Genomic DNA, 22,373 nt, shown 5'->3' on the forward strand with positions numbered 1-22,373 from the left:
AATGACGTTTTTATGACCCCACCGGTTCAGGCAGGGCGCTCTGTTGTGCTTCCCGGACGATGGACGAACCGTTCTTCCCGTGGAACGGCCCAACCGAAAATCCGTACTTCTTCAAAAGACTGTGAGTATAAGAAACCGACCACACTGGCGGACTGCCGACAATGAAATCGGACGCTATGCCTTCCTGCCAGGCCGCATAGCCCTCGGCGAAACAGGTATAGCAGTCGCGCGTGCTCGGCAGCCTGAACGGGAACGCCGTGTTCAGCCCCGCCGGGCCACGGGCGAAGCATTCAATATATAGCGTCTGGCCGCGTGAGGCGAGTTCTGCTTCGACGCTCGCCGCCCGCGGATGGGAGTCGTCAATCCAGAATTGCGCGCGCCTGAGGTCGGCTGCCGTAAGGTACGGGACGCTGGTGCTGCTGGCGAGGATCGCGCCGTCGAACTGCGGCAGCGGTGTGTGCGGACTGAACGTGTGGATCGACACCTTGACCCGCCCCAGCAGGTCGGCCGCCAGCAGCTCGCCCGCCTGCTCCCTGAGCAGGTTCACCTTGTCCGGCAAGTCGATCAGCACGAGCTCTCTCGGCGCGTCCTTGTAGAGCACGTACTTGGCCACCGTCGTGCCCAGCCGGCCGGCGGCGCCAAACAGCGCGAGCTTAGTATTGCCAAACTCCAGGCCCACCTCGTTGCAGCAGTGCATGGCCCAGTCCTTGAGCATCGCCGCGGTTGCCGCGTGACCCGTGGTGATATGGGGCGGCTTGCTCGGACGCGGCAGCGCGCCATAGTTGCAGGCATAGGGCGTCGATGCGCCCATGGCCACCATGTTCAGCCCCGCTTGCCTCGCCAGCTCGAGCGCCGGGAAGAATTGCGCCTCCCTGAACCGCTTGATGCCACGCGCGCTGCCCAGCCACAGTTCGAGGGGCACCGGACAGGCGATGTTCGCCCCGATCACCTGCGAGCCCTGATAGATCGCCGATGCAATAAAGGGGCGCGTTCTCCAAAGCTCTTCTTCGAACGACGCGCTTCGATGCTTGACGTTATGAAACGAGAACGCCAGCGTGTCCCAATCGGTCGCGTGGAACAGAAAGCCAATGCCGCCTCGCCCCGCTGGCAGGTTCTCGCGTATTGCTTCCGGGTGGATGATGTGTTTGAGCTCCAACGGCGCGCTGTTGAGGTTAAGGCTGGAATAGATCCGCTCATCGAACCCGGCCGTCATTTCGTTATGAATTGGCGTCATTATTTATTTCCCTTCGCGTGAAGTCTTGCCGGATAGCCGGCGCAATGTCGCCAGTCGGGATTGACTGGCAATCCTTCAACTCTAGAGAAATATCCTGGCCTATGGTCATGGGGCCGTTGCTAATCGAATTGCGGTGGGCGCGCTTTCGATGTAGTGCGAAGGACTCCTGCGCGGGGCGCCATCCCGGCAAACAGGCGTGGCGGATCCTTCCGCTTTCTGGAAGGGTATCTTCCCGAGATCATGGTTAACCCTGGGCCCTGAAACTCCTAGACTTTGGTCATCGGTTGCAGCGAATCCGCAGCATCGAAAGCCAAAACACCATGGAGGTTGTCATCATGAAGTCCCTTATCCAGGCCGTCGCAGTGGCTGTTGCCCTCATTGTCCCGGTTGCATCGTTCGCCCAGTCGAATGGGCCGCTGACCCGCGCGCAGGTTCGCGCCGAACTGGTGCAGCTCGAAAAGGCCGGCTATAGCCCGGGCCGCGGCAACGATCCGCACTACCCCGACGACATCCTTGCCGCACAAGCCAAGGTCAACGCACAAAACAGCGCGTTTGGCGGCGTCGCCAACGGCTCGGCGGCCTCGGGCGCCCCGGTTGCCCGCCCCGCCTACGACGGGATGAAGCCGATCTACTTCGGCCAGTAAGCAGCGGGACTAGCCCATTCCCCAAGGGGCGCCGCACTCGTGCGCCCGTCGTTTGAAAGACTGGCCCGCTCCCGCGATCAAGCCCGGAACGAGCCAGTTTTTGCATGAATACCTCCACCATGGGGGCCCCGCCCCGATGGTTTCACCCGGACCTCGCCGGTCTGGGTCTTTTTCGCCCTCGCGGGTGCGGTGCTAGCCGTCATCGCCCGAATTCCTTATATTCCCCATCGCGGATGCCCCGGAGCGTTTTATGCGCGGCCGGCTGCGCACGACGCCGCCGCCAATCCGGCGCGCCATCCCCCCGATTCGACGCTACCGCGTCCAGGCCAATATCAGGAGCCCCCACCCCATGAGCGAAAGCCGTTATTGCGAAGTTGCCGACCTGGCCCATGCCCGCGAGCAACTCAGCGAGATCCGTCATCACATCCACCAGCATCCGGAGCTGTCCTACGAGGAGGCCGATACGGCCGATTTCGTCGCGCGCAAGCTCGAGGCGTGGGGCTACGAGGTGACGCGCAATGTCGGCGGCCATGGGGTCGTCGGCTCGCTGAAGGTGGGCACGAGCGCGCGCACGGTGGGCGTGCGGGCCGACATGGACGCGCTGCCGATCCAGGAGCAGACCGACCTCGATTACGCGAGCATTCACGACGGCAAGATGCACGCGTGCGGCCACGACGGCCACACCACCGTCCTGCTCGGCGCGGCGCAACAGCTCGCGAAGACGCGCAACTTCGACGGCACCGTGCACCTGATTTTCCAGCCCGCGGAGGAAGCGGGCTCGGACAGCGGCGCCGTGCGCATGATTGCCGATGGCCTGTTCGAGCGCTTCCCGTGCGAAGCGATCTTCGGGCTGCACAACCATCCGGGCATGGCGGCCGGCACGTTCGGCTTTCGCAGCGGCGCGTTGATGGCCGCCTGCGACACCGTCAAGGTGCGCATCGCGGGACGCGGCGGCCACGCCGCGCGTCCGCATCTGGCGATCGATCCCGTGCTGGTGGGCAGCAGCATCGTGATGGCGCTGCAATCGGTGGTGTCGCGCAACGTCGATCCGAACGAGGCCGCGGTGGTGACCGTCGGCTCGTTCCGCTCAGGCTTCGCGCCGAACGTAATACCGGAGGACGCCGTGCTGGAACTGAGCGTGCGCTCGTTCTCGCCGGCGGTGCGCGAGCTGCTGGAATCGCGCATCCGCGCGCTGGTGGAATCGCAGGCGCAGGCTTATGGCGCGAGCGCGGAGATCAACTATATCCGCGGCTATCCGGTGCTCGTGAACAGCGGGGCCGAGACCGAATTCGCGCGCCAGGTGGCCGAGGAGCTGGTCGGGCCGGAGCGCGTGGTTGCGCCGTTCCCGCCGATTGCGGGCAGCGAGGACTTCGCGTATTACCTGCAGCAGCGCCCCGGCTGCTTCGTGCGCCTCGGCAACGGCGAAGGCCAGCCGATGCTGCACAACGCCCGCTATGACTTCAACGACGAGAACCTCACCATTGGCGCCGCGTTCTGGACGCGTCTGGTTGAGCGCTTTTTGAGCGCGACGCGTACATAAGGCAGCGCAGCGCCGGTATTTGGGGCCCTTACCCTCCTTAACCGGCCTCTTCGCTTTTCGTCTCGACCGCATTGCTCGGATAGCGGGCCTGCCCATAGCGAATCAGCAACACACCCAGCGCGATCAGCACGATCGCGCCCGCTGACGCCAGCAGGTGCAGCTCCGTATTCGAGCCCGAGCGCAGAATCAGATCTCGCGCGATCGACACCATCGCGATGTAAAGCGGAAAGCGCACCGGCAACTGCCCGGCCTTCAGGTACTGCCCGACCATCGCGAAGACTTCCAGATACAGGAACATCAGCAGCAGATCGGTCAGCGTGACGCCATCGGAATTCACCATCCGCCAGATGAGATGCACCATCGCCGCGACGGTCCCGATGCCAATAATCCCGAGGCCGAACAGCTCCGCAAGCTCCATCGCGCGCTCGAGACGCACTTTGATCGCCTTTTGCAAGGCGCTCTCGTATTTCATATGTTCCTTCAATCCGTTGAATAACCGTCAGGAACGAGGAATCGTACCGCGAGACTGTGAAATGAAGAAAATCGGGCCGGAAAAGTCGGCGTGCGGGGCACCGATACTTTATATGTGCGGGTTTATATGTTTCGACGCACCCGCTCGGCTGCCGGGAAGCTGGCGGGAAACCGCTCGACTGCATGGCACGCCGGCTTCCAGTCGATGGAATGTTGTAATAACGCAACGGCTAATGTGTGCCAGGTCCGCGAATCGCCGCTCCGGGCGCGCCTCGCCCGCCTCTTTCCTTGCATTCTGGCGGGGCGTCGCTATAATAGGGTTTACCCTTAGGTAACTACCCTGGAATCGAGGACACCATGGCTGCGCTCATCGCCGCAATTTCGTCTACCGTCACTCACGCTTTCGAGGCTGTTGGCCGCCTCAGCGTCAAGGCACTCAATCGCCACCTGGAATACTGCGAGCTGCTCGCAGAAGCGCAACGCCGCTACTAATCCGCTCAAGCAGAGAAGACTCCCGATCTACCGCGACATACGCCGTGCCCGCATGGGCAGCGGCGCCGGTGGATCGGTGCGGGCTACGCCCGTCTGCGGGCACAGTCCGCTGTACCGGATGGCATCAGAACCGGTGCACGATCCCCACTCCGGCCGCAAACATGCTGCGCGAGTCGAGTACGTGGCGCCGCCGCCCAAATCCTCGATTCGAGGTTGTTGTTAATTCGCTGTTCTTAGTAATTCGATTTTTTGGTCCGATTGGCCATGCGCCCGACGGACGCTGTCGCGCCGCCCGGTCACGGCCGATCAATCCACCGTTGTCGTTGTTTTTGAAGCCGTGCGCGCGTTTGCTTCGCCCTGGGCCACGGGCTCCGGAATCGCCTCGATACGGCCCATCACGAACACGAACGACACGATGCCCACCGCGAGGATCACGCCCGCCACGAGGAATGCGTTGGTAAAGGAATTGGTCGCGCCGACGATGAAGCCCGTCACGATCGGCGCGGCCACGCCCATCAGGTTATTGGCAAAGTTCATGATGCCGCCGATGGTGCCCACACCGCCCTTCGGCGCGATCAGCGAAGGCAGCGACCAGCCCACCGGCGCGGCGGCGGCTAGGCCGCCCAGCGCGATCGAAATCCAGAAGATCGCCCAGCCGGGATTCGTGGTCTGCGTCGCGCCAAATACCGCGAGGCCGAACAACATGCCCGTCACCAGCACCGCGCGGCGCACGCGCGTCTCGTCCTTGCCCCGCGCGATCAGGTGATCGATCAGCCAGCCGCCGACCAGCAGATCCGTTGCCGTGGCCACGGCCCACGGAATCGCCGCGAAGCCGGCCGACTTGAGAATGCTCATGTGCATGGTCTGGACCAGATAGCCCGGCAGCCAGGTCAGGAACAGATAGAACGAGTAGCCGTAGGCGGCGAAGCCGATCGTCAGGCCCCAGACCTTGGTCTTCGTCAGCAGGTAGCCCAGCATGCCGAACACGCTACCGCCCGGCGTGCCTTCGGGCGTGGCGCCGCCCTGCTGGATATAGTCCAGCTCCGCCGCGGAAAGTTTGCTGTCCTTGCCCGGATCGCGATAGATCATGAGGAATGCGATGAAATACGCGATGCTCAGCAGCGCGGTGACGCCGAAGCCCCAGCGCCAGCCGGCGTTCACGACGACTACGGCGACCAGCGGCACGCCGATCACATTGGAGAACTTGGCCGCGGCGTCGAAGATGGCCGTCGCCAGCGCCCGCTCCTTGCGCGGAAACCAGTAGCCGGTGGCCTTCGAACTGACCGGAAAACCCGGCGCTTCCGCGATCCCGAGCACCGCGCGCGCGGCGAACACGCCGCCGAACCCGCTCGCGAAGACGGTGATGGCAGAGGCCAGGCCCCACAGGAATGCCCCCAGCCGGCCAATGCGCGTCACGCCGTAGCGGTCGAGCAGAATCCCGGCCGGCACCTGGAGCAAGGCGTACGGCCAGAAGAATGCGCTGAACAGCAAGCCCATCTCGGCTGGCGAGAGGTTGAACGCCTCCTTCATCTGCGGCGCCGCCACCGAGAGGTTGATGCGGTCGAAGTAGTTGATGAGCACGCCAACGCCCAGCAACACCCCTATCGCCCAGCGCCGGTTGGGGATGCGTTTTCCTGATGCGGTTGCCATCGTTGTCTCCTTGCTTGTCTCTATCGTTCTGGTTCTAATTTTCTGTCTCGTCAGCCTGAGGGCCAGACTATAGACAGCGCTATCTCAAGCGGCCTGCATAAAGCCCGGCTGCATTTGCGTGCTCGCGCACCACGCGACCGCATCCGTGACGATGCTGGCGAGCGAGCGCGTGCCGTCGACGGTCAGGGTCAGCGGCTCGGCGACCGGCGGCTCCAGCGCGGCAAACTGGCTCTCGACCAGCGAGGCCGGCATGAAATGGTCGTCGCGCTGCGCAACGCGCCGCAGCGCCTCCGCCTGCGGCAGATCGAGAAACACGAAGCCGAGCGACGCCGTGGCCGCACGCAACCGGTCCCTATAGCGCTCCTTGAGCGCCGAGCAGGCCAGCACCGCTCGCTCGCCCCGGCTGGCGGCGCGTTCGAGCTCCGCGCTGAGCCGGTCGAGCCAGCCGGCGCGGTCCTCGTCGGTGAGCGGGATGCCGCGCGCCATCTTCTCGACATTCGCCTTCGGATGGAACGCGTCGCCTTCGATCAGCACGCCGCCGACGTGCTCGGCAACCGCCCGCGCCACGCTGCTCTTGCCGCAACCCGCTACGCCCATGACGACGAGGGATGAAATTTGCCGGGTCATTCGAGTCTCCCAGAATCTTGAGATAGCGCTATCTCAAACTTTCAAAAAAAAGTGCACCACCGCGCGCGATTCACATTGGCCGCCATATTAGGGGCACTACCATTGCGCCAGGTGCAAGACAGCGCTATCCTAAATCGACCATGGCACATTCAACAATCAGGAAAACCCGCAGCACCGGCCGGCCCACCCTCGAGGAGGTCGCCCGGCGCGCCGGCGTGAGCACGATTACGGCATCGCGCGCCTTGCGCGGCGTGGACTCGGTGGGGCCCGACCTGGTGGAGCGCGTCAAGGCCGCCGCCGCGGCGCTCAACTACGTCACGAACCCCGCGGCGCGCGCGCTCGCGTCGTCGCGTAGCGACGCCGTGGCCGTGGTGATCCCGTCGATCTCGAACGCCGTGTTCGTGGACGTGCTGGAGTCGATTCACACCGTGCTGCGCCCGCGCGGCTATGAAGTGCTGATCGGGAACTCGCACTATTCGCGCCACGCGGAGGAAGACCTGATCCGCCATTACCTGGCTTCACCGCCCAGCGGCCTGATCGTCAGCGGCTTCGACCGCACCGAAAGCGCGCGCCGCATGATCGATGCGAGCGGTGTGCCCTGCGTGCACATCATGGAGCTCGATGCAGCCGAGGGCGTGCACTGCGTAGGCTTCTCGCAGGTGCGGGCAGGCGCTGCCGTCGCCGGGCATTTGCTGGGCCGCGGCTGCCGCCGCAATGCTTTCGTCGCCGCCCAGCTCGATTCGCGGACGATGCAGCGCGGCGAGGGCTTTCGCGAGGCGCTCCAGCGCAAGGGCCTCTACGACCCCGATCTCGAAGTGCTCACGCCGTCGCCCTCGTCGATCGGGCTCGGATGCGAGCTGTTCCGGCAATTGCTGCAACGCCGGCCCGACGTGGATGGCATTTTCTTCGGCAACGACGACCTCGCGCAGGGCGCCCTGTTCGAGGCGCGCCGCCAGGGCATCGAGATTCCGGCCCGGGTGGCCATTGTCGGCTTCAACGACCTGGCCGGCGCCGCCGATTGCGTGCCGCGCCTGACCACGGTTCGAACGCCGCGAGCGGAAATGGGACGCGTCGCGGCCAATCTGTTGCTCTCGATGATCGACCGCGAGCCGATTGCCAAGCCGGCGGTCGATCTGGGGTTCGAGCTGGTGGTGCGGGAAAGCGCTTAACGGCGCTCGGTAACCGGCCCTTCAGCATCGACGCGGCCGACGGCGCCCGCCGCGCCGCCGACGTTGATCGGGCCGCGCGCTTCCAGATCGCCGTGGACGACGAGCGGGCCGTGCACCGTCAGCGGGCCATAAAAGGTGTTTTCTCCTGCGCGCCTGGCCATGGCGGGTTCGTCGGGCGCAATTCGTTCAACCCGCGCTGCCGATATCGGCCCAGCGGCGTGGATGTCTCCGGCCACCCTCAGCGAACCCTCGACAGTCAACGGCCCGCGCACGTCGAGCGACCCCGTGACGTTGAGCGGCCCGGTGGCAACAGGCTCGGCATACGCCGATGCGCACCGGCATACTGTCCCTCGAGCCGACACATTGGCGTGCACGCGTGTCGATACACTCCATCTACATTCAGGATGCCTGATTATCTGGACACGGCGCAGCTGCCTGCAATGGCTCCCAAAGAAAAGGAATATCGCTGCGAGACTGGCTAACGATCCTTTACATTTTCTTAAGGATATCCGACGCAAAATCTGCCAGACTGTGTGCGCTGAATCGAATTCACGGAATGAGTGCAAGCACGACGATTTCCCCATGGTTGCCGAAGCGACATACAAGCCAAACGACGCCGGAGGACTTATCAATGCTGCAATGGATCGTGACCTGGTGCTCGCGCCACGCGCCAACACCGCAGAAGCAAGCCGAGCGAGCGCTCAGTGAATTGCGTATGTCCTTGTTTCAGGCCGAACAACGCGTCCTGGACGCGCAATTCCAGGCAAGCTACTACCGCACCCGAATTGCGTTCTACGAAGATGTCGTGAATAGCGGCATCGAGCAGGTTTCGGATCAACGCAAAGAGCAAAGCGCTACGGCGCGAACACCCTCGCCCACGCTCAAGGTTGCAGGCTCGCCGCTGTGAAAAGCGTGCAATCGAAAAATGCACGCGTACCCTCAACGTTCGAATTGCAGGCCGCTGAAGACACCCAGCGGCCTGCCTCGTATTTACGAAGCGAGCTTGGCCGCGAGCTCGGCAACGTGCTTGCCCTGATAGCGCGCGATATCGAGTTCGTTCTCGCTCGGCTGGCGGCTGCCATCGGCGCCGGCAAGCGTCGTCGCGCCGTACGGCGTTCCGCCGGTGATCTGATCCATCTTCGTCAAGCCCTGGCAAGCGTACGGCACACCGACGATCACCATGCCGTGATGCAGCAGCGTCGAGTGAAACGATGTGATCGTCGTTTCCTGACCGCCGTGCTGCGTGCCCGTTGAAGCGAACACGCTGCCGATCTTGCCAACGAGCGCGCCCTTCATCCACAGGCCGCCGGTTTGATCGAGGAAGTTGCGCATCTGCGCGGCCATATTGCCGAAGCGGGTAGGCGTGCCGAAAATGATCGCGTCGTAGTCCGCCAGCTCGTCGACCGTCGCAACGGGCGCAGGCTGATCGAGCTTGATATGGGCTGCCTGGGCCTGCTCGGTGGGAATGGTTTCGGGCACGCGCTTGAGCGTCACGCTCGCGCCCGGCACCGAACCCGCGCCCTCGGCAATGGCCTTCGCCATCGTTTCGATATGCCCATACGACGAGTAATACAGCACGAGAATTTTGGCCATCTGGTTTCTCCAGTTTTACGGTAGCCCCGGTCGGGTTCGCCTGGCGCCGCGGATGCGCTGCGCAGTTGTTCAACACGTCAACACACCTGCGATCAAGTCGACTGCCAGGTTCAATGGTCGACTGAATGCGCTCAAGTACGGATCAGTCCAGGCGATCGCTCCAAGGAATCAACCGAGCCGCGCCGTACTCTCCGTCACGCTCTAGTGGACAATCTAGTCGGGCAAGCCCGTTGATCGAGGATCGCCTAAGGCGCCGATGGCAAGCTTTCCGAAAGATAGTCGAGCAACGCCGCAACGCGTGCAGGACGGAACACCCGGGGCGGCGTGACCAGACTCAGGTAGATCTGCGCGATCTTCCACTCCGGCAGGACTTCGACCAGCTCGCCGCGCGCCAGCGCATCCGCTACGACAAACTCCGGCTGCAGCGCCATCCCCATGCCGGCCAGCAGCGCCGGGATCAACGACTCGGCATTGTTGGTGCGCATCCGGCTGTCCACCGTCACGCTGCACTGCTCACCCGACGCGTGCTGGAAACGCCATGACAGCGACGTCGAATGACTCGCATAGCAAAGACATGTATGACTTTCGATTTCCCGAGGGTGGGCGATGAGCTCATGTCGAGCGAGGTACGTCGGGCTTGCGACGAGCATGCGGCGTATCACGCATAGATTGCGTGAGCGCACCGATGAATCTTCGGGTGCCGCAATCCGGATAGCCACATCGAAGCCACCACTCACGACGTCGACTACGGCGTCATCGAAACAAACATCGAGATTCACATCCGGATAGCGGGCGAGGAACCCCGGCATGAGGGGCGCCACATACTTGAGACCGAATGACATGGGCGCCGAAATACGCAGCAGGCCCTTGGGCGCCCGCGAGTGCGCCGTTGTCTCCGCCTCGATCAGCTCGCCCTCTCTGACGATGTGCTTGGCGCGCTCCATGACGAGCTGACCGGTTGGCGTGAGGGAAACCCGGCGCGAGGTTCGGTAAAGCAGCGTCGTGCCGAGCCGCCTCTCGAGGCGGATGATCGCCTTCGACACCGTGGGCTGCGTCATGCCGAGTGTCTCGGCCGCTTTCGCGAAAGAGCCTGTTGTGGCTACGCGCGCGAAAATCGCCCAAGCCTCGAGATCGGGAAGATTTTGCATGCAATAGTTCTGACTGGGGGAGTTCCACGAGTTCTACTGGCCGGTATTGACAGGTCGGCTCACCACCTGCAGCGGTGATTCGATGCCCCGCTGAATTGTCTCGGGGTCATGTTATCGGAGCGCAAGCCAACTACAAATAGAACAAATGGAATAGATGTAATTCCAGATTTATCGATTCGTAGTAACATCGAAGGCCATAAATGCATAAAAAATCGGCATTTAAATGGAGCTCCGGATTTCAATAAAGCGCTGCGCGTTTCGATCGAGCTCCCCAACCGGCGTCGTAGCCGCGCCGGCATCGCGATACCATGTCGGGTCTCTTTGTGCAATTTTGAACCAGTGGCCTCGCGGCCATTCTGCTTTCCATGCAAACACTCCCTGACCTCGAGGCGTGGGCCATCTTCGCGCGCGTGCTCGAAACCGGTTCGTTCGCCAAGGCCGCCGAGTCGATGGGCATCTCGCAGCCCACGGTGTCGAAGGCCATTGCGCGGCTCGAGCACAAGCTCGGCACGACGCTCCTCTACCGCAGCACGCGCCAGCTTTCGCTCACGCCCACAGGCGAGCTCGCCAAGGCGCGGGCCATACGCATCCTGACCGAAGGCGAGGCGGTGGAGGCCGAGGCGTCCGCGCAGGCCGTCCAGCCGCGCGGCATGGTGCGCGTGACCGCGCCGATGTCGTTTGGCATCCGCTACCTCGCGCCGCTGATCCCCGCCTTTCTCGAGCACTACCCCGATGTGGAAATCGACCTCTCGCTCACCGACCAGATTGTCGATGTGGTGGCCGGCGGCTTCGACGTGGCCATTCGCATTGCGGAGCTGGGCGATTCATCGCTGCGCTCGCGCCGGCTGTGTGCCGTGAACCGCCCCCTGGTGGCCACGCCGACGTATCTCGAGCGTCATGGGCACCCCACGCACCCGCGTGAGCTGGCGCAGCATGCCTGCCTCATCTACACGAATCTGGCCACGCCCGAGCTATGGCACTTCCGCCATACCTCCGGGGAGGAGTGTGCGGTTGCCGTGAAGGGCCGCATTCGGAGTAACAATGCCGATGTGATCGGCCCGGCGCTACTCGCGGCGCAAGGCCTCGCCTTGCAACCGGAATTCATCGTCTGGGATGCGCTTCAGGAAGGCGTGCTGGTCGATGTGCTGCCCGACTGGCGCATCAGTCAAATCAACCTGAATCTCGTGACGCCGCCCAATATCCTGCGTCCGGCACGCGTGACCGCACTGCTCAACTATTTGTCCGAGTCTCTCGCCGCGGCGCCGTGGGCGGTCGTTGCCGCCTGAGTTCGGCACGCCCCGCGAAACGACTTTGAAGGCGGCACTTGCGGTCGTCTGAGATCCGTTTTTCCCAATACTTCGCAATCCTGATAGATGAAGAAGCTGTTACGGACCTTTGCCGGATTCATTCTCAACCTGCAAATTTTCGTGATCGTCATGCCTGGTTGACCGATCCAGAACACCGTGCGCCGGCAGGCTGCGTGCGGGCGCCAGCGGCGCGCCCGCTCGATCCACCCATACGCTGATGGGCCCGTTTGGCAAGCCCGGATATTTTCCTGATCGACGAGAGCGGGTCAAATTGGGTATTGTCTTACCAACCCGGCCGATGTCCGCGCCCGCCCCGAACCATTCGAAATTCATTCACCGGGCCCGCATCGTACCCCAGCAAGCGCATCCGCGCGGTCCCTGGCCCCCATGCGCCAGGCCCGCGGGCCGCCTCTCGTCCACCCCATTGACAACACAGGAGACAGCATGCCGACCCGTACCCCGTCCGCCCTATGGGCCCAGCAGTTCAGGCGGACACCGGAGTCGAAGGCAACGCTGCAGCACCAGATTCGCCAGATGCTGGTCGCGGCAATCCTCGATGGCCAGCTCCCCCCCGACTCGGCGCTGCCGTCGAGCCGCGAGCTGGCCGACCAGCTCGGCGTCGCCCGCAACACCGTCGTGCTCGCCTACCAGATGCTCGTGGAAGAAGGCTATTTGCTCTCGCGCGAGCGCAGCGGCCACTTCGTCAACCCGGAGATGCTGCAGGGCCTGCACGGCCTCACGGCCCGCCAGCCCGAGCCCGACACCGAGCTCGCGCAGGGCGGCGAAACGCCCGCGCGGCCCGCCTGGCAAAGGCGCATCGTGCGGCCGCCCTCGGCCCAGCGCAACATCGTCAAGCCCGCCAATTGGCAGAACTACGCGTATCCGTTCATCTACGGGCAGTTCGATCAATCGCTCTTTCCCACCAACGACTGGCGCGAATGCTGCATGAAAGCGCTCTCGATCATGGAGATCCGCAACTGGGCGCCCGACCTGATCGAACGCGACGACGAATCGCTGATCCAGCAGATTCGCACGCGCGTGCTGCCGCGGCGCGGCGTGTTCGCGATGCCCGAGGAGATCATCATCACGAACGGCTGCCAGCAGGCGCTCTATCTCGTGGCCGACCTGCTCTGCGGCAAGCGCACGACGGTGGGCTTCGAGAACCCGGGCTACCCCGACGCGCGCAACATCTTCGTGAACCGCAACGCGCATCTGCTCGAGCTGCCCGTGGACGCCGAGGGCATCGACCCGCAGCGTCTCGCCGACTCGCTCGCGCGCTGCGATTACGTCTACGTCACGCCGAGCCACCAGTGCCCGACCACGGCCACCATGCCCATCGAGCGCCGCCGCGCGCTGCTCGAACTCGCGCAGCGCCACGACTTCGTCATCATCGAGGATGACTACGAGAGCGAGAACACCTTCTCCGGCACGCCGCACCCGGCCTTGAAGAGCCTCGATACGGCAGACCGCGTGATCTACGTCGGCAGCCTCTCGAAGACCTTCGCGCCGGGCCTGCGGCTCGGCTACGTGGTGGGCCCGCAGGAGCTGATCCGCGAGCTGCGCGCGCTGCGCCGCCTGATGGTGCGCCACCCGGTGGCCTATATCCAGCGCGCGTTCGCGACGTTCCTCGCGCTCGGGCACCACGACGCGCTGCTGCGCCGGCTCGCGCATGCCTACAAGGAGCGCGCGCAGGCGTTGATGGCGGCGCTCGACGCCCATCTGCCCGAAGTGCGCTACGTGCCGGTCACGGGCGGCGCGTCGTGCTGGGTCGAAGGCCCGCCGTGGCTCGACGCCGCGCGTCTCGCCGACGACGCGCGCGAAGCCGGCATCCTGATCGAACCCGGCGGCGTGTTCTTCGCCGATGAAGCCGAGCGCAGCCCCTGGTTCCGCATGGGATTCTCGGCGATCAAGCTCGAGAAGATCGAGCCCGGCGTGCGCGCGCTCGCGCAGGTCGTGCGCCAGCAGCAGCCCTCGTAGCAACGCTGCCGGCGGCCCCGCCGGCAGGCCTGCTCGCCGCCCTCCCGGCAGCGCTGCGGAGCGCTCCCCTCGCACCCCAGCCCTTCAGTCTTCCCCTCCCCGCAGAGCCGCGCGCAGCCTGCCTGCGCGCTGGCCCAGGCGAATCCTCCGCACTGGTGCTACCCGCTTCAACGGGCGATCTCTAACGTGTCGCTATACCGTGCCGGGCGCGTCGATTGCCCGACGCACGGCACCGGCTTTCCACCCGTTCCTAGGAGACATGCATGGCAGACACGCTCACCGCTCAAGCCGCCGTTACCGCCGACACGCTCGCCGCCTTTTCCGACGCCTTCAACCGCCACGACGCCACGGCGCTGATGGGGTTCATGACCGAGGACTGCGTGTTCGACGCGGCCGGCGGGCCCGAGGTCCACGGCACCCGCTTCGTCGGCCGCGAGGCGGTGCGCGCCGCCTTCGAAGCGGTGTTTCGCACCTTCCCCGACGCGCACTGGGGCCAGGGCCGCCACTACGTCGTGGGCGAGCGCGGCGTATCGGAATGGGTGTTCACGGGCACGCACGCCGAAGGCTGGCGCATCGAAGCCGAAGGCTGCGATCTGTTCGAGTTCCGCGACGGCCTGATCGCCGTGAAGCGCGCGTTCCGCAAGGAACGCCCGAAGCAGCCCGCGTGACCCGGCTAACTGCGGCCCAACCTGTTTTTGAAACGAATCGTTCCATTCCATTTCAGATTCACCCATCAAGGACGGAATTGCTTGATCCGCAAAACGCGGCGAATAGCATTCGAAACACGCAATTCCGTCACACGACAACCGGAGACAGCTGATGAGCGACAAGACCCCTACCCAGACGGCAACGGCCAACGGCCCGCAGGACATGACCCCCTCCGAAGCCTTCGTCGAGACCCTTGCGGCCAACGGCGTGACCGACATGTTCGGCATCATGGGCTCGGCGTTCATGGACGCGATGGACATCTTCGCACCCGCCGGCATCCGCCTCGTTCCCGTGGTCCACGAGCAGGGCGCCGCGCACATGGCGGATGGCTATTCGCGCGTCTCCGGCCGTCACGGCGTCGTGATCGGCCAGAACGGTCCCGGCATCAGCAACTGCGTGACGGCCATCGCGGCGGCTTACTGGGCGCATAGCCCGGTCGTGATGATCACGCCGGAAGCGGGCACGATGGGTATCGGCCTCGGCGGCTTCCAGGAAGCCAACCAGCTGCCGATGTTCCAGGAGTTCACCAAGTACCAGGGCCACGTCACGCACCCCGCGCGCATGGCCGAGTACACCGCGCGCTGCTTCGACCGCGCGATGTCCGAAATGGGCCCGACGCAGCTGAACATTCCGCGCGACTACTTCTACGGCCAGATCAAGGCCGAGATTCCGCAGCCGCGCCGTCTCGATCGCGGTGCCGGCGGCGAGGAGAGCCTGAACGAAGCGGCGGAATTGATTGCGAATGCGAAGTTCCCGGTCATCATCTCGGGCGGCGGCGTGGTGATGGGCGACGCGATCGAGGAGTGCAAGGCGCTCGCCGAACGCCTCGGTGCGCCGGTCGTGAACAGCTATCTGCACAACGACTCGTTCCCGGCGAATCATCCGCTGTGGTGCGGCCCGCTCGGCTACCAGGGTTCCAAGGCCGCGATGAAGCTGATCTCGCGCGCCGACGTCGTGATCGCGCTCGGCTCGCGTCTCGGACCGTTCGGCACGCTGCCGCAGCACGGCATGGACTACTGGCCGAAGAACGCGAAGATCATCCAGATCGACGCCGACCACAAGATGCTCGGCCTCGTGAAAAAGATCTCGGTGGGCATCTGCGGCGACGCGAAGGCCGCGGCAGTTGCACTGACCGAGCGCCTCGCGAACCGCACGCTCGCATGCGACGCCACGCGTGCCGAGCGCGCCGACCAGGTCGCCACCGAAAAGGCCATGTGGGAGAAGGAGCTCGACGGCTGGACGCACGAGCGCGACGCCTACAGCCTCGACATGATCGAAGAGCAGAAGCACGAGCGCCCGCCCACGGGCGGCGAGTATCTGCATCCGCGCCAGGTGCTGCGCGAGCTCGAAAAGGCCATGCCCGAAGACGTGATGGTGTCCACCGACATCGGCAACATCAACTCGGTAGCGAACAGCTACCTGCGCTTCAACAAGCCGCGCAGCTTCTTCGCGGCGATGAGCTGGGGCAACTGCGGCTACGCGTTCCCGACCATCATCGGCGCGAAGGTGGCGGCGCCGCACCGCCCGGCCGTCTCGTATGCCGGCGACGGCGCCTGGGGCATGAGCCTGATGGAAACGCTCACCTGCGTGCGCCACAACATCCCCGTGACGGCCGTGGTGTTCCATAACCGCCAGTGGGGCGCGGAGAAGAAGAACCAGGTGGACTTCTACAACCGCCGCTTCGTGGCGGGCGAGCTCGACAGCCCGAGCTTCGCCGCCATCGCGAAGGCGATGGGCGCCGAAGGCATCGTGGTCGACAAGCTGGAAGACGTGGGCCCGGCGCTCAAGCGCGCGATCGACATGCAGATGAACGAGGGCAAGACGACCATCGTCGAGATCATGTGCACGCGCGAGCTCGGCGACCCGTTCCGCCGTGATGCGCTCTCGAAGCCCGTGCGCCTGCTCGACAAGTACAAGGACTACGTCTGAGGCGCCGGTAGCGGCCGGCGCGCGTGCGACGCTGCACGCACCTCGCCGGCCACGCGTCACCGGCCGCAGGCGGCTCACCCGCCTGCGGCCGCTTGCGTTTCTCTGGTTCGTTTTTTGCCTGCATGATTCCAGCGCTCACTGAGCCCATGACACCATGAAAGCCCTGAACCGCATTGTCGAAGGCGCGCGCATGTCACCGATGCGCATCGTGCTGTGCGAAGCCGAGGACGCGCGCGTGCTCGCCGCCGCCGCGCGCGCGAGAGAGAAAGGCATCGCACGCATCCTGCTCGTGGGAGAGCCCTCCGCCGTACGCGCAAGCGCCGCGCGCGAGTCGATCGATATCGGCGAGATGACGCTGATCGACCCGCAAGCGAGCGCCTGGCGCACGCGCTTCGCCGACGAGCTCGTCGCGCTGCGCGGCGCCAAGGGCATGACGCCCGCGCTCGCATGGGAAGAGGCCGCGAAGCCGCTCACCTTCGCCAACCTGATGGTGCGCCTCGGCCACGCGGACGGATCGGTCGCGGGCGCGCTCCACACGACCGCCGACGTCGTGCGCACGGCCATCCAGCTGATTGGCGTGGAGCCCTCGTTCAAGCTCGTTTCGAGCTTCTTCCTGATGATGCTGTGCGAGCCGTTTCACCGTTACAAAGGAGGCCTGATATTTTCGGACTGCGCGCTCGTGGTCGACCCCGACGCCGCGCAGCTCGCCGAAATCGCCATGGCCGCCGCGGACAGCGCGCAAAGCCTGCTGATGGAAGACCCGCGCGTGGCGATGCTGTCGTTCTCGACGAGCGGCAGCGCCCATCACGCTTCAGTGGACAAGGTGATCGAAGCCACCCGGCGCGTGCACGCGCAGCGCCCTGCCCTGTGCGTCGACGGCGACGTGCAGCTCGACGCGGCCATCGTCGCGGAAATCGCCGAGCGCAAGATCGAGCATTCGCAGTGTGGCGGCCACGCCAACGTGCTGGTATTTCCGAACCTCGACGCGGGCAACATCGGCTACAAGCTCGCCGAGCGCCTCGGTGGTGCCAAGGCCATCGGCCCGCTGCTGCAGGGTTTGAATCAGCCCGCCAACGACCTCTCGCGCGGCTGTTGCGCGGAAGACATCTTTTACGTGATCGCCGTGACGGCGGTCCAGGCGCAGACGGCCCGCCAGCGCGCCGCCACTCACTCGAAGGAACCCCACGCAGCATGATGCACGAGAAGGTCCTGGTGCTGATCGCCCTGATCGGCGCCGCCAGTTATTTTCAGACGATCACGGGCTTTGGACTCGGCATGATCGTCATGGGCGCAACAAGCGGCTTCGATCTCGCGCCCGTCGCGAGCATCGCGACCCTGTTGAGCCTCGTCACGCTCACGAACAGCGCGACCGCGCTGCACGGCAAGCTGCACCATATCGATTGGCGCGCGGTCGGCGCCGCGACGCTCGGCGCGCTGCCTTCGGTGGTCGTAGGCGTGCTGCTGCTCAATTATTTGAGCGCTTCAGCATCGGGCGTGCTGCAATTGCTGCTGGGCGGCGTCGTGCTGTACGGCGGCCTGAGCGCCGCGCTGCGGCCCACGCCGCTCGCACAACGCTCGGGCGATCGCAGCTTTTTCGTGAGCGGCTTGTGTGGTGGCTTGCTGAGCGGGATGTTCGGCGTGTCCGGCCCGCCGCTCATCTTCCAGTTCTACCGGCAGCCGCTCAAGCTGGTCGAGATTCGCTGCGCGCTCATTCTCATCTTCGCGGTCACGGCGTTCACACGTGTGCTGTTCAGCGTGTATGAAGGGAAACTGGGCTCGTCGATTTGCGTTCAGGCCATGCTCGCTGCGCCCGTCGTCATGCTCATGACGCTTGCCGCGCGTCGCTACCCGCCGCCGCTTTCTTCGATCGCGACGCGGCGGCTCGCGTTTGGCGTGCTGATGGCGATTGGGGCTTCGCTGGTGTTGTGCGCGGTCAGGGCGTTGACTCGCTGAAAAGCTGATGTACCTGTTCAGGCGGCGTCGCAAATCCGCGTGTAGTGGGCGGCTAAATCATTGTGCATGCCGATCTGGACAAAGGCGTTGAAGACCTCTTGCGCACCCCAGTATTGCCGGTAGCGTTGGTATATTGCCTTCACGCACGCGAATTTTCTCAAATCGCAGTAGACCTTTAGCAAAGCCACCCCTCTCGGGGAAGAGAGCGTCTGTATATCGACATCTCGAATGATTTCCAGCATCGTCTTGTCTTCGACGTGCCGCCACATGTTGATGAGCCCGTGAAAACCAAACGACGGACGTGTGGGGACCGCATATTCGTAAGAAAATCGATCGGCTATTTCGGCCGGCGCAAAGCGGATCCCGTAATCGTTTTCGAGCGCCGATCGCCAGGTATCGCAAATCAAGACATCTTCGAGCCTCTCGGTGCCGGTGGCAAACCGCTCGTCTGCGAGTGCCTTGAGCAGCTTCGAAGAACGTAACGAGAAGCCACCGTTGCCCACTTCAATGCCTTCCTTCGCATTGAGCCAACGCGCTCCGATATAGTCGTATTGGTAGAACGCTTCGGTCCACCGCGACCCGTCCACTACGTAGCCGTCCCACTGTACGACGAGCACCCAAGGCGTGGAAATGTAGCGCCCAAGCTGTTTGATCATGAATGTGGAGTACGCGGCCAGCGACTGGAGGCGGTCTATCTTGACGATTCGTGCGCGCGTGGACACGGCTTCGTGCGTAAGGAGCAGCGCGTCGCCAAACCGGCACTGTGACATCGAAATATCGAGCGCGCGCGCCGCAAACGCGGGGTTGATGGTATCGACGGCACAGATCGTCACGTCGGATAAATCGGGAAATGGATTGTCGCTCATCTGAAAAATACCCGGTGGCCGCTGAATCAGATGGCTAGCTTAATCGATGCCTAATATGAGAGAAGCCTCGATCCGACAGGGATAGTTGCAAAATTCAATATGTTTTAAATGAAATTGGGATCCATCAAATTTGCTCTCCGACATTCCTGCTGACCGGGTACACCTTGCATCGGATCAGCGCCGCCTCTCCCCAATCCACCTCGCCAGTCCCGCGAGCCGCGTCATGTCGAGCGGCTCGTCCAGGTCGACCGCAACGCAGTGCCGGTAATACGGGCTGAGATCGAGCCCCACGCCCAGCCCGATCACGTCGACGTCGCGCATGGCCTCGTGTTGCGCCACCACCTGCTTCAGATGATTGTCGAGATAGAACGCGTCGTTCGCCTGGGCGGTGGCCGCGTCCATCGGGCTGCCGTCCGAGATCACCACGAGGATGCGCCGCGCCTCGGTGCGCGCCGCGAGCCGCGCACACGCCCACTCGACGGCTTCGCCATCCACGCCTTCGCGAAACAGGTCGGCCTTGAGCAACGCGCCAATGGCCCCGCGCGCGCGCCGCCAGCTGTCGTCGGCGGACTTGAACACCATGTGACAGGTCTCGTTCAGCCGCCCCGGATGCGCCGGCCGTCCGTGCGCGAGCCATTCGTTGCGCGCCCGCCCGCCGTTCCAGGCGAGCGTGGTGAAGCCGAGCACCTCGCTCGCAAGCCCCGCTTGCTCGCAGGCGCGCGCGAGCAGATCGACCATCATTGCCACCGGCTCGATATGCGCCTTCATCGAGCCCGAGCAATCGATCAGGAAGCCCACCACGCAATCGCCGCGCGGCTGCAGCCGCTCACGCGTGAACACGCGGCGCTCGGCGGGCGAGCTCACGACCTGCGCGAGGCGCCGGCCGTCGATGCAGCCCTCCTCCTCGCCGAACAGCCAGCCGTCGCGCTGCGGCACCGCGAGCGCCGCCTGCAGCACGCGCGCGAGCCGCGCGACGTTGATGCCGCGCGCCGCGATGCGCTCATCGAGGCGCTCGCGGTACTCGCGCAGCAACGCCTCGCGCACGAGCGTGGCCGGGCGGATCTCACGGTCGTATTGCGTCGTGTAGGCGCGATAGCCCTCGGCCGCCGCGCCCAGCACGCGGCTCTCGCCGGTTGGCGCGAGCGCGGGCAGGTCGGCGTCCGCCTCGTCGAAGTCCACCCAGAGCGAGAACGACGTCAACGCGTCGTCGGGCTCGCGCGCATCTTCATCGTCGTCCTGGGCGCGAGCCGCGGCGCGCGCGTCGTCGAGCATCGCCGCAACACTGCGCGCGAGCTCGAGCGCGTGTGACGCGTAGGCGCGCTGGTCCGAGCGATGGCGGCGCAGGCCGGCGAGCTGCGTGCCGATCGCGGGCACGATGCCGGCGCGCGTCGCCTCGATCAGGTCTTCGGTCTCGTCGAGCACCGGCCAGCCGGTCACGCGCGACCAGACGATCTGCGCGACCGTGTAGAGCAGGATGCCGAGATGGCCTTCGCTGAGGCCCGCGCGGCAATACGCGCGCGACCATGCCTCGAAGCGATGCCGCAGATTCCGCGCGAGGCCCGGCATGCCCGGTGGCAGTTGCGCCTCGCAACGCACCTGCTCGAAAAGCTCGAACAAGAGGCGCTCGATTGGCTGCTCGGGGCACAGCAGCCGGTGCAGCGCCGCATCGGAATGCAGGAGGCGCTGCGCGGCCCCATCGGCGGCACCACGCAGCGAAGCGAAATCGTCCTCGTACGCGTTGCTGCGCAGATGCGGCGCATGGAGCGGCAGCGGCCGCAACTGCCGGCACAGCCGCCCTCCGCGATAGTGCAGCGCGGCGTCGCCCGTGAGCGCACGCACGGCGGCCGCGCACAGCGCCTCGCGCCGCAACGCGGCACGCACGGCTTCGCGCGAGGGCAGCGTGGGTTGTGTGGGCTGCGTGGGTGTCATACGGCACGCGGCTCAGAAGCACCGCCGGAAGGCGTGGCACCAGGCCACGCGGCGCCGCCACCGTCCGGCGGCGCTGCGTCGAGTTCGACACCGAAGCAGCGCTGGTAATACTCGGCGACGATGGGCCGCTCGGCCTCGTCGCATTTGTTCAGGAAGGTGAGCCGGAACGCCAGCGCGGGATCGCGGAAGATCTCGCAGTTCTCGGCCCAGTTGATGACGGTGCGCGGCGACATCAGCGTCGACAGATCGCCGCTCGCGAATCCCTTGCGTGTGAGCGCGGCCATGCCGACCATCGAATCGACGAGCGCACGGCCTGCGGCGTTGGCCATCTCCGGCACGCGCGCGAGCACGATGCCGGCCTCTTCCTCGCGCGGCAGGTAATTGAGGGTCGCGACGACGTTCCAGCGGTCCATCTGCGCGTGGTTGAGCATTTGCGTGCCGTGATAGAGCCCGTTGAGATTGCCGAGTCCTATCGTATTGGTGGTTGCGAAGAGGCGGAAGTATGGGTGCGGGCGGATCACGCGGTTCTGGTCGAGCAGCGTGAAGCTGCCGTCGCGCTCGAGAATGCGCTGGATCACGAACATCACGTCGGGGCGGCCCGCGTCGTATTCGTCGAAGATCAGCGCGACTGGGCGTTGGAGTGCCCACGGCACGATGCCTTCCTGGAACTCGGTCACCTGGCGGCCGTCGCGCACGACGATGGCGTCTTTGCCGACGAGGTCGAGCCGGCTGATATGGCCGTCGAGATTCACGCGCACGCACGGCCAGTTCAGGCGCGCGGCCACCTGTTCGATGTGGGTGGATTTTCCCGTGCCGTGAAGGCCCTGCACCATTACGCGGCGGTTGCGGGTGAAGCCGGCCAGGATGGCCAGCGTGACTTCGGGGTTGAAGCGGTATGCCTCGTCGAGGTCGGGGACATGCGCTTCGCGGGCGCTGAAGGCTGGCACCTTCAAGGGCGAGTCGATGCCGAAGTGGTCTCGGACCGAGATCATTTGGTCGGGCTTTTCTATCGCGAGCGATGTTGTCATCGCGGGCTCCTCAACGGCGTCGTGGCTGCGCGCAAGCTGTTCCATCGTTAGGTCTTCCATTTTCACTTACGTGTCGGGGTGGCGCGAAGGGTCGCTAGTTGGCCTTAA

At 64.7% G+C, this 22,373-nt stretch carries 21 protein-coding genes; 11 read left to right on the top strand and 10 right to left on the bottom strand.

Annotated features, from left to right (window positions below; genetic code table 11):
• Positions 1–10 precede the first annotated feature (10 nt).
• Positions 11–1,213: a hypothetical protein gene (locus tag BO1_RS36650; protein ID WP_043288079.1), complete on the bottom strand. Its 1,203-nt coding sequence runs from the start codon at positions 1,211–1,213 to the stop codon at positions 11–13.
• A 356-nt stretch (positions 1,214–1,569) separates the two neighbouring features.
• Between BO1_RS36650 and BO1_RS36655 the strand changes: the two genes are divergently transcribed.
• The gene (locus tag BO1_RS36655; RefSeq protein ID WP_028221825.1) at positions 1,570–1,878 is read left to right on the top strand and encodes a DUF4148 domain-containing protein; all 309 of its coding nucleotides are present in this window, start codon (positions 1,570–1,572) and stop codon (positions 1,876–1,878) included.
• A gap of 349 nt (positions 1,879–2,227) precedes the next feature.
• Complete coding sequence (locus BO1_RS36660; RefSeq protein ID WP_028221826.1) at positions 2,228–3,418, top strand: M20 aminoacylase family protein; 1,191 nt, start codon at positions 2,228–2,230, stop codon at positions 3,416–3,418.
• A gap of 37 nt (positions 3,419–3,455) precedes the next feature.
• Here BO1_RS36660 and BO1_RS36665 read toward each other — a convergent pair whose 3' ends face one another.
• On the bottom strand, positions 3,456–3,872 hold the full coding sequence (locus tag BO1_RS36665) for a phosphate-starvation-inducible protein PsiE (protein WP_245643990.1): 417 nt from the start codon (positions 3,870–3,872) through the stop codon (positions 3,456–3,458).
• Between the two features lie 374 nt (positions 3,873–4,246).
• Here BO1_RS36665 and BO1_RS61825 point away from each other — a divergent pair, with 374 nt between their 5' ends.
• Positions 4,247–4,381 carry a hypothetical protein gene (locus BO1_RS61825; RefSeq protein ID WP_256377805.1) on the top strand — a complete coding sequence of 45 codons (135 nt, stop codon included), beginning with the start codon at positions 4,247–4,249 and terminating at the stop codon, positions 4,379–4,381.
• Between the two features lie 306 nt (positions 4,382–4,687).
• Here BO1_RS61825 and BO1_RS36675 read toward each other — a convergent pair whose 3' ends face one another.
• Both BO1_RS36675 and BO1_RS36680 read right to left on the bottom strand, forming a co-directional pair.
• On the bottom strand, positions 4,688–6,031 hold the full coding sequence (locus BO1_RS36675) for an MFS transporter (protein ID WP_028221828.1): 1,344 nt from the start codon (positions 6,029–6,031) through the stop codon (positions 4,688–4,690).
• An 84-nt stretch (positions 6,032–6,115) separates the two neighbouring features.
• A complete protein-coding gene (locus BO1_RS36680; RefSeq protein ID WP_028221829.1) occupies positions 6,116–6,658 on the bottom strand; it encodes a gluconokinase in 543 nt (180 codons plus the stop codon).
• A gap of 140 nt (positions 6,659–6,798) precedes the next feature.
• On the opposite strand from BO1_RS36680, the gene gntR reads away from it, so the two are divergent.
• Positions 6,799–7,827 (top strand): HTH-type transcriptional regulator GntR, encoded by a 1,029-nt coding sequence (gntR, locus tag BO1_RS36685; protein WP_028221830.1) that lies wholly within the window; start codon positions 6,799–6,801, stop codon positions 7,825–7,827.
• Here the strand turns inward: gntR and BO1_RS61505 are convergent.
• Positions 7,824–7,988 carry a hypothetical protein gene (locus tag BO1_RS61505; RefSeq protein WP_245643991.1) on the bottom strand — a complete coding sequence of 55 codons (165 nt, stop codon included), beginning with the start codon at positions 7,986–7,988 and terminating at the stop codon, positions 7,824–7,826. The genes gntR and BO1_RS61505 overlap by 4 nt on opposite strands.
• 470 nt (positions 7,989–8,458) lie before the next feature.
• Between BO1_RS61505 and BO1_RS36695 the strand changes: the two genes are divergently transcribed.
• Positions 8,459–8,734 carry a hypothetical protein gene (locus BO1_RS36695; protein ID WP_028221832.1) on the top strand — a complete coding sequence of 92 codons (276 nt, stop codon included), beginning with the start codon at positions 8,459–8,461 and terminating at the stop codon, positions 8,732–8,734.
• Between the two features lie 83 nt (positions 8,735–8,817).
• On the opposite strand, the gene wrbA is transcribed toward BO1_RS36695, so the two are convergent.
• Positions 8,818–9,420, bottom strand: a complete 603-nt coding sequence (gene wrbA / locus BO1_RS36700) for an NAD(P)H:quinone oxidoreductase (RefSeq protein WP_028221833.1) — start codon at positions 9,418–9,420, stop codon at positions 8,818–8,820.
• A 245-nt stretch (positions 9,421–9,665) separates the two neighbouring features.
• Positions 9,666–10,568 carry a LysR family transcriptional regulator gene (locus tag BO1_RS36705; protein WP_028221834.1) on the bottom strand — a complete coding sequence of 301 codons (903 nt, stop codon included), beginning with the start codon at positions 10,566–10,568 and terminating at the stop codon, positions 9,666–9,668.
• Positions 10,569–10,933: 365 nt separating this feature from the next.
• Between BO1_RS36705 and BO1_RS36710 the strand changes: the two genes are divergently transcribed.
• From BO1_RS36710 to BO1_RS36735, 6 genes are all read left to right on the top strand, one after another.
• Positions 10,934–11,854, top strand: a complete 921-nt coding sequence (locus BO1_RS36710; protein ID WP_028221835.1) for a LysR family transcriptional regulator — start codon at positions 10,934–10,936, stop codon at positions 11,852–11,854.
• A 465-nt stretch (positions 11,855–12,319) separates the two neighbouring features.
• Positions 12,320–13,852: a MocR-like pyridoxine biosynthesis transcription factor PdxR gene (gene pdxR / locus BO1_RS36715; RefSeq protein WP_028221836.1), complete on the top strand. Its 1,533-nt coding sequence runs from the start codon at positions 12,320–12,322 to the stop codon at positions 13,850–13,852.
• Positions 13,853–14,115: 263 nt separating this feature from the next.
• Positions 14,116–14,520, top strand: coding sequence for a nuclear transport factor 2 family protein (locus BO1_RS36720; protein WP_028221837.1), 405 nt, complete (start codon positions 14,116–14,118; stop codon positions 14,518–14,520).
• 151 nt (positions 14,521–14,671) lie between these two features.
• The gene (gene xsc / locus BO1_RS36725; protein WP_028221838.1) at positions 14,672–16,489 is read left to right on the top strand and encodes a sulfoacetaldehyde acetyltransferase; all 1,818 of its coding nucleotides are present in this window, start codon (positions 14,672–14,674) and stop codon (positions 16,487–16,489) included.
• Positions 16,490–16,643: 154 nt separating this feature from the next.
• Positions 16,644–17,684: a phosphate acetyltransferase gene (gene pta / locus BO1_RS36730; RefSeq protein WP_028221839.1), complete on the top strand. Its 1,041-nt coding sequence runs from the start codon at positions 16,644–16,646 to the stop codon at positions 17,682–17,684.
• Positions 17,681–18,442 carry a sulfite exporter TauE/SafE family protein gene (locus BO1_RS36735; RefSeq protein ID WP_028221840.1) on the top strand — a complete coding sequence of 254 codons (762 nt, stop codon included), beginning with the start codon at positions 17,681–17,683 and terminating at the stop codon, positions 18,440–18,442. Before pta ends, BO1_RS36735 begins: the two co-directional genes overlap by 4 nt.
• Positions 18,443–18,459: 17 nt before the next feature.
• Here BO1_RS36735 and BO1_RS54240 read toward each other — a convergent pair whose 3' ends face one another.
• From BO1_RS54240 to BO1_RS54245, 3 genes are all read right to left on the bottom strand, one after another.
• A complete protein-coding gene (locus BO1_RS54240) occupies positions 18,460–19,308 on the bottom strand; it encodes a DUF5672 family protein (protein ID WP_156992600.1) in 849 nt (282 codons plus the stop codon).
• Between the two features lie 174 nt (positions 19,309–19,482).
• Positions 19,483–21,237 (bottom strand): cobaltochelatase CobT-related protein, encoded by a 1,755-nt coding sequence (locus tag BO1_RS36745; RefSeq protein WP_043288084.1) that lies wholly within the window; start codon positions 21,235–21,237, stop codon positions 19,483–19,485.
• On the bottom strand, positions 21,234–22,265 hold the full coding sequence (locus BO1_RS54245; protein ID WP_043288094.1) for an AAA family ATPase: 1,032 nt from the start codon (positions 22,263–22,265) through the stop codon (positions 21,234–21,236). Before BO1_RS54245 ends, BO1_RS36745 begins: the two co-directional genes overlap by 4 nt.
• Between the last annotated feature and the right edge of the window lie 108 nt (positions 22,266–22,373).

It is taken from the genome of Paraburkholderia oxyphila NBRC 105797 (assembly GCF_000685075.1).
Lineage (GTDB): Bacteria > Pseudomonadota > Gammaproteobacteria > Burkholderiales > Burkholderiaceae > Paraburkholderia > Paraburkholderia oxyphila.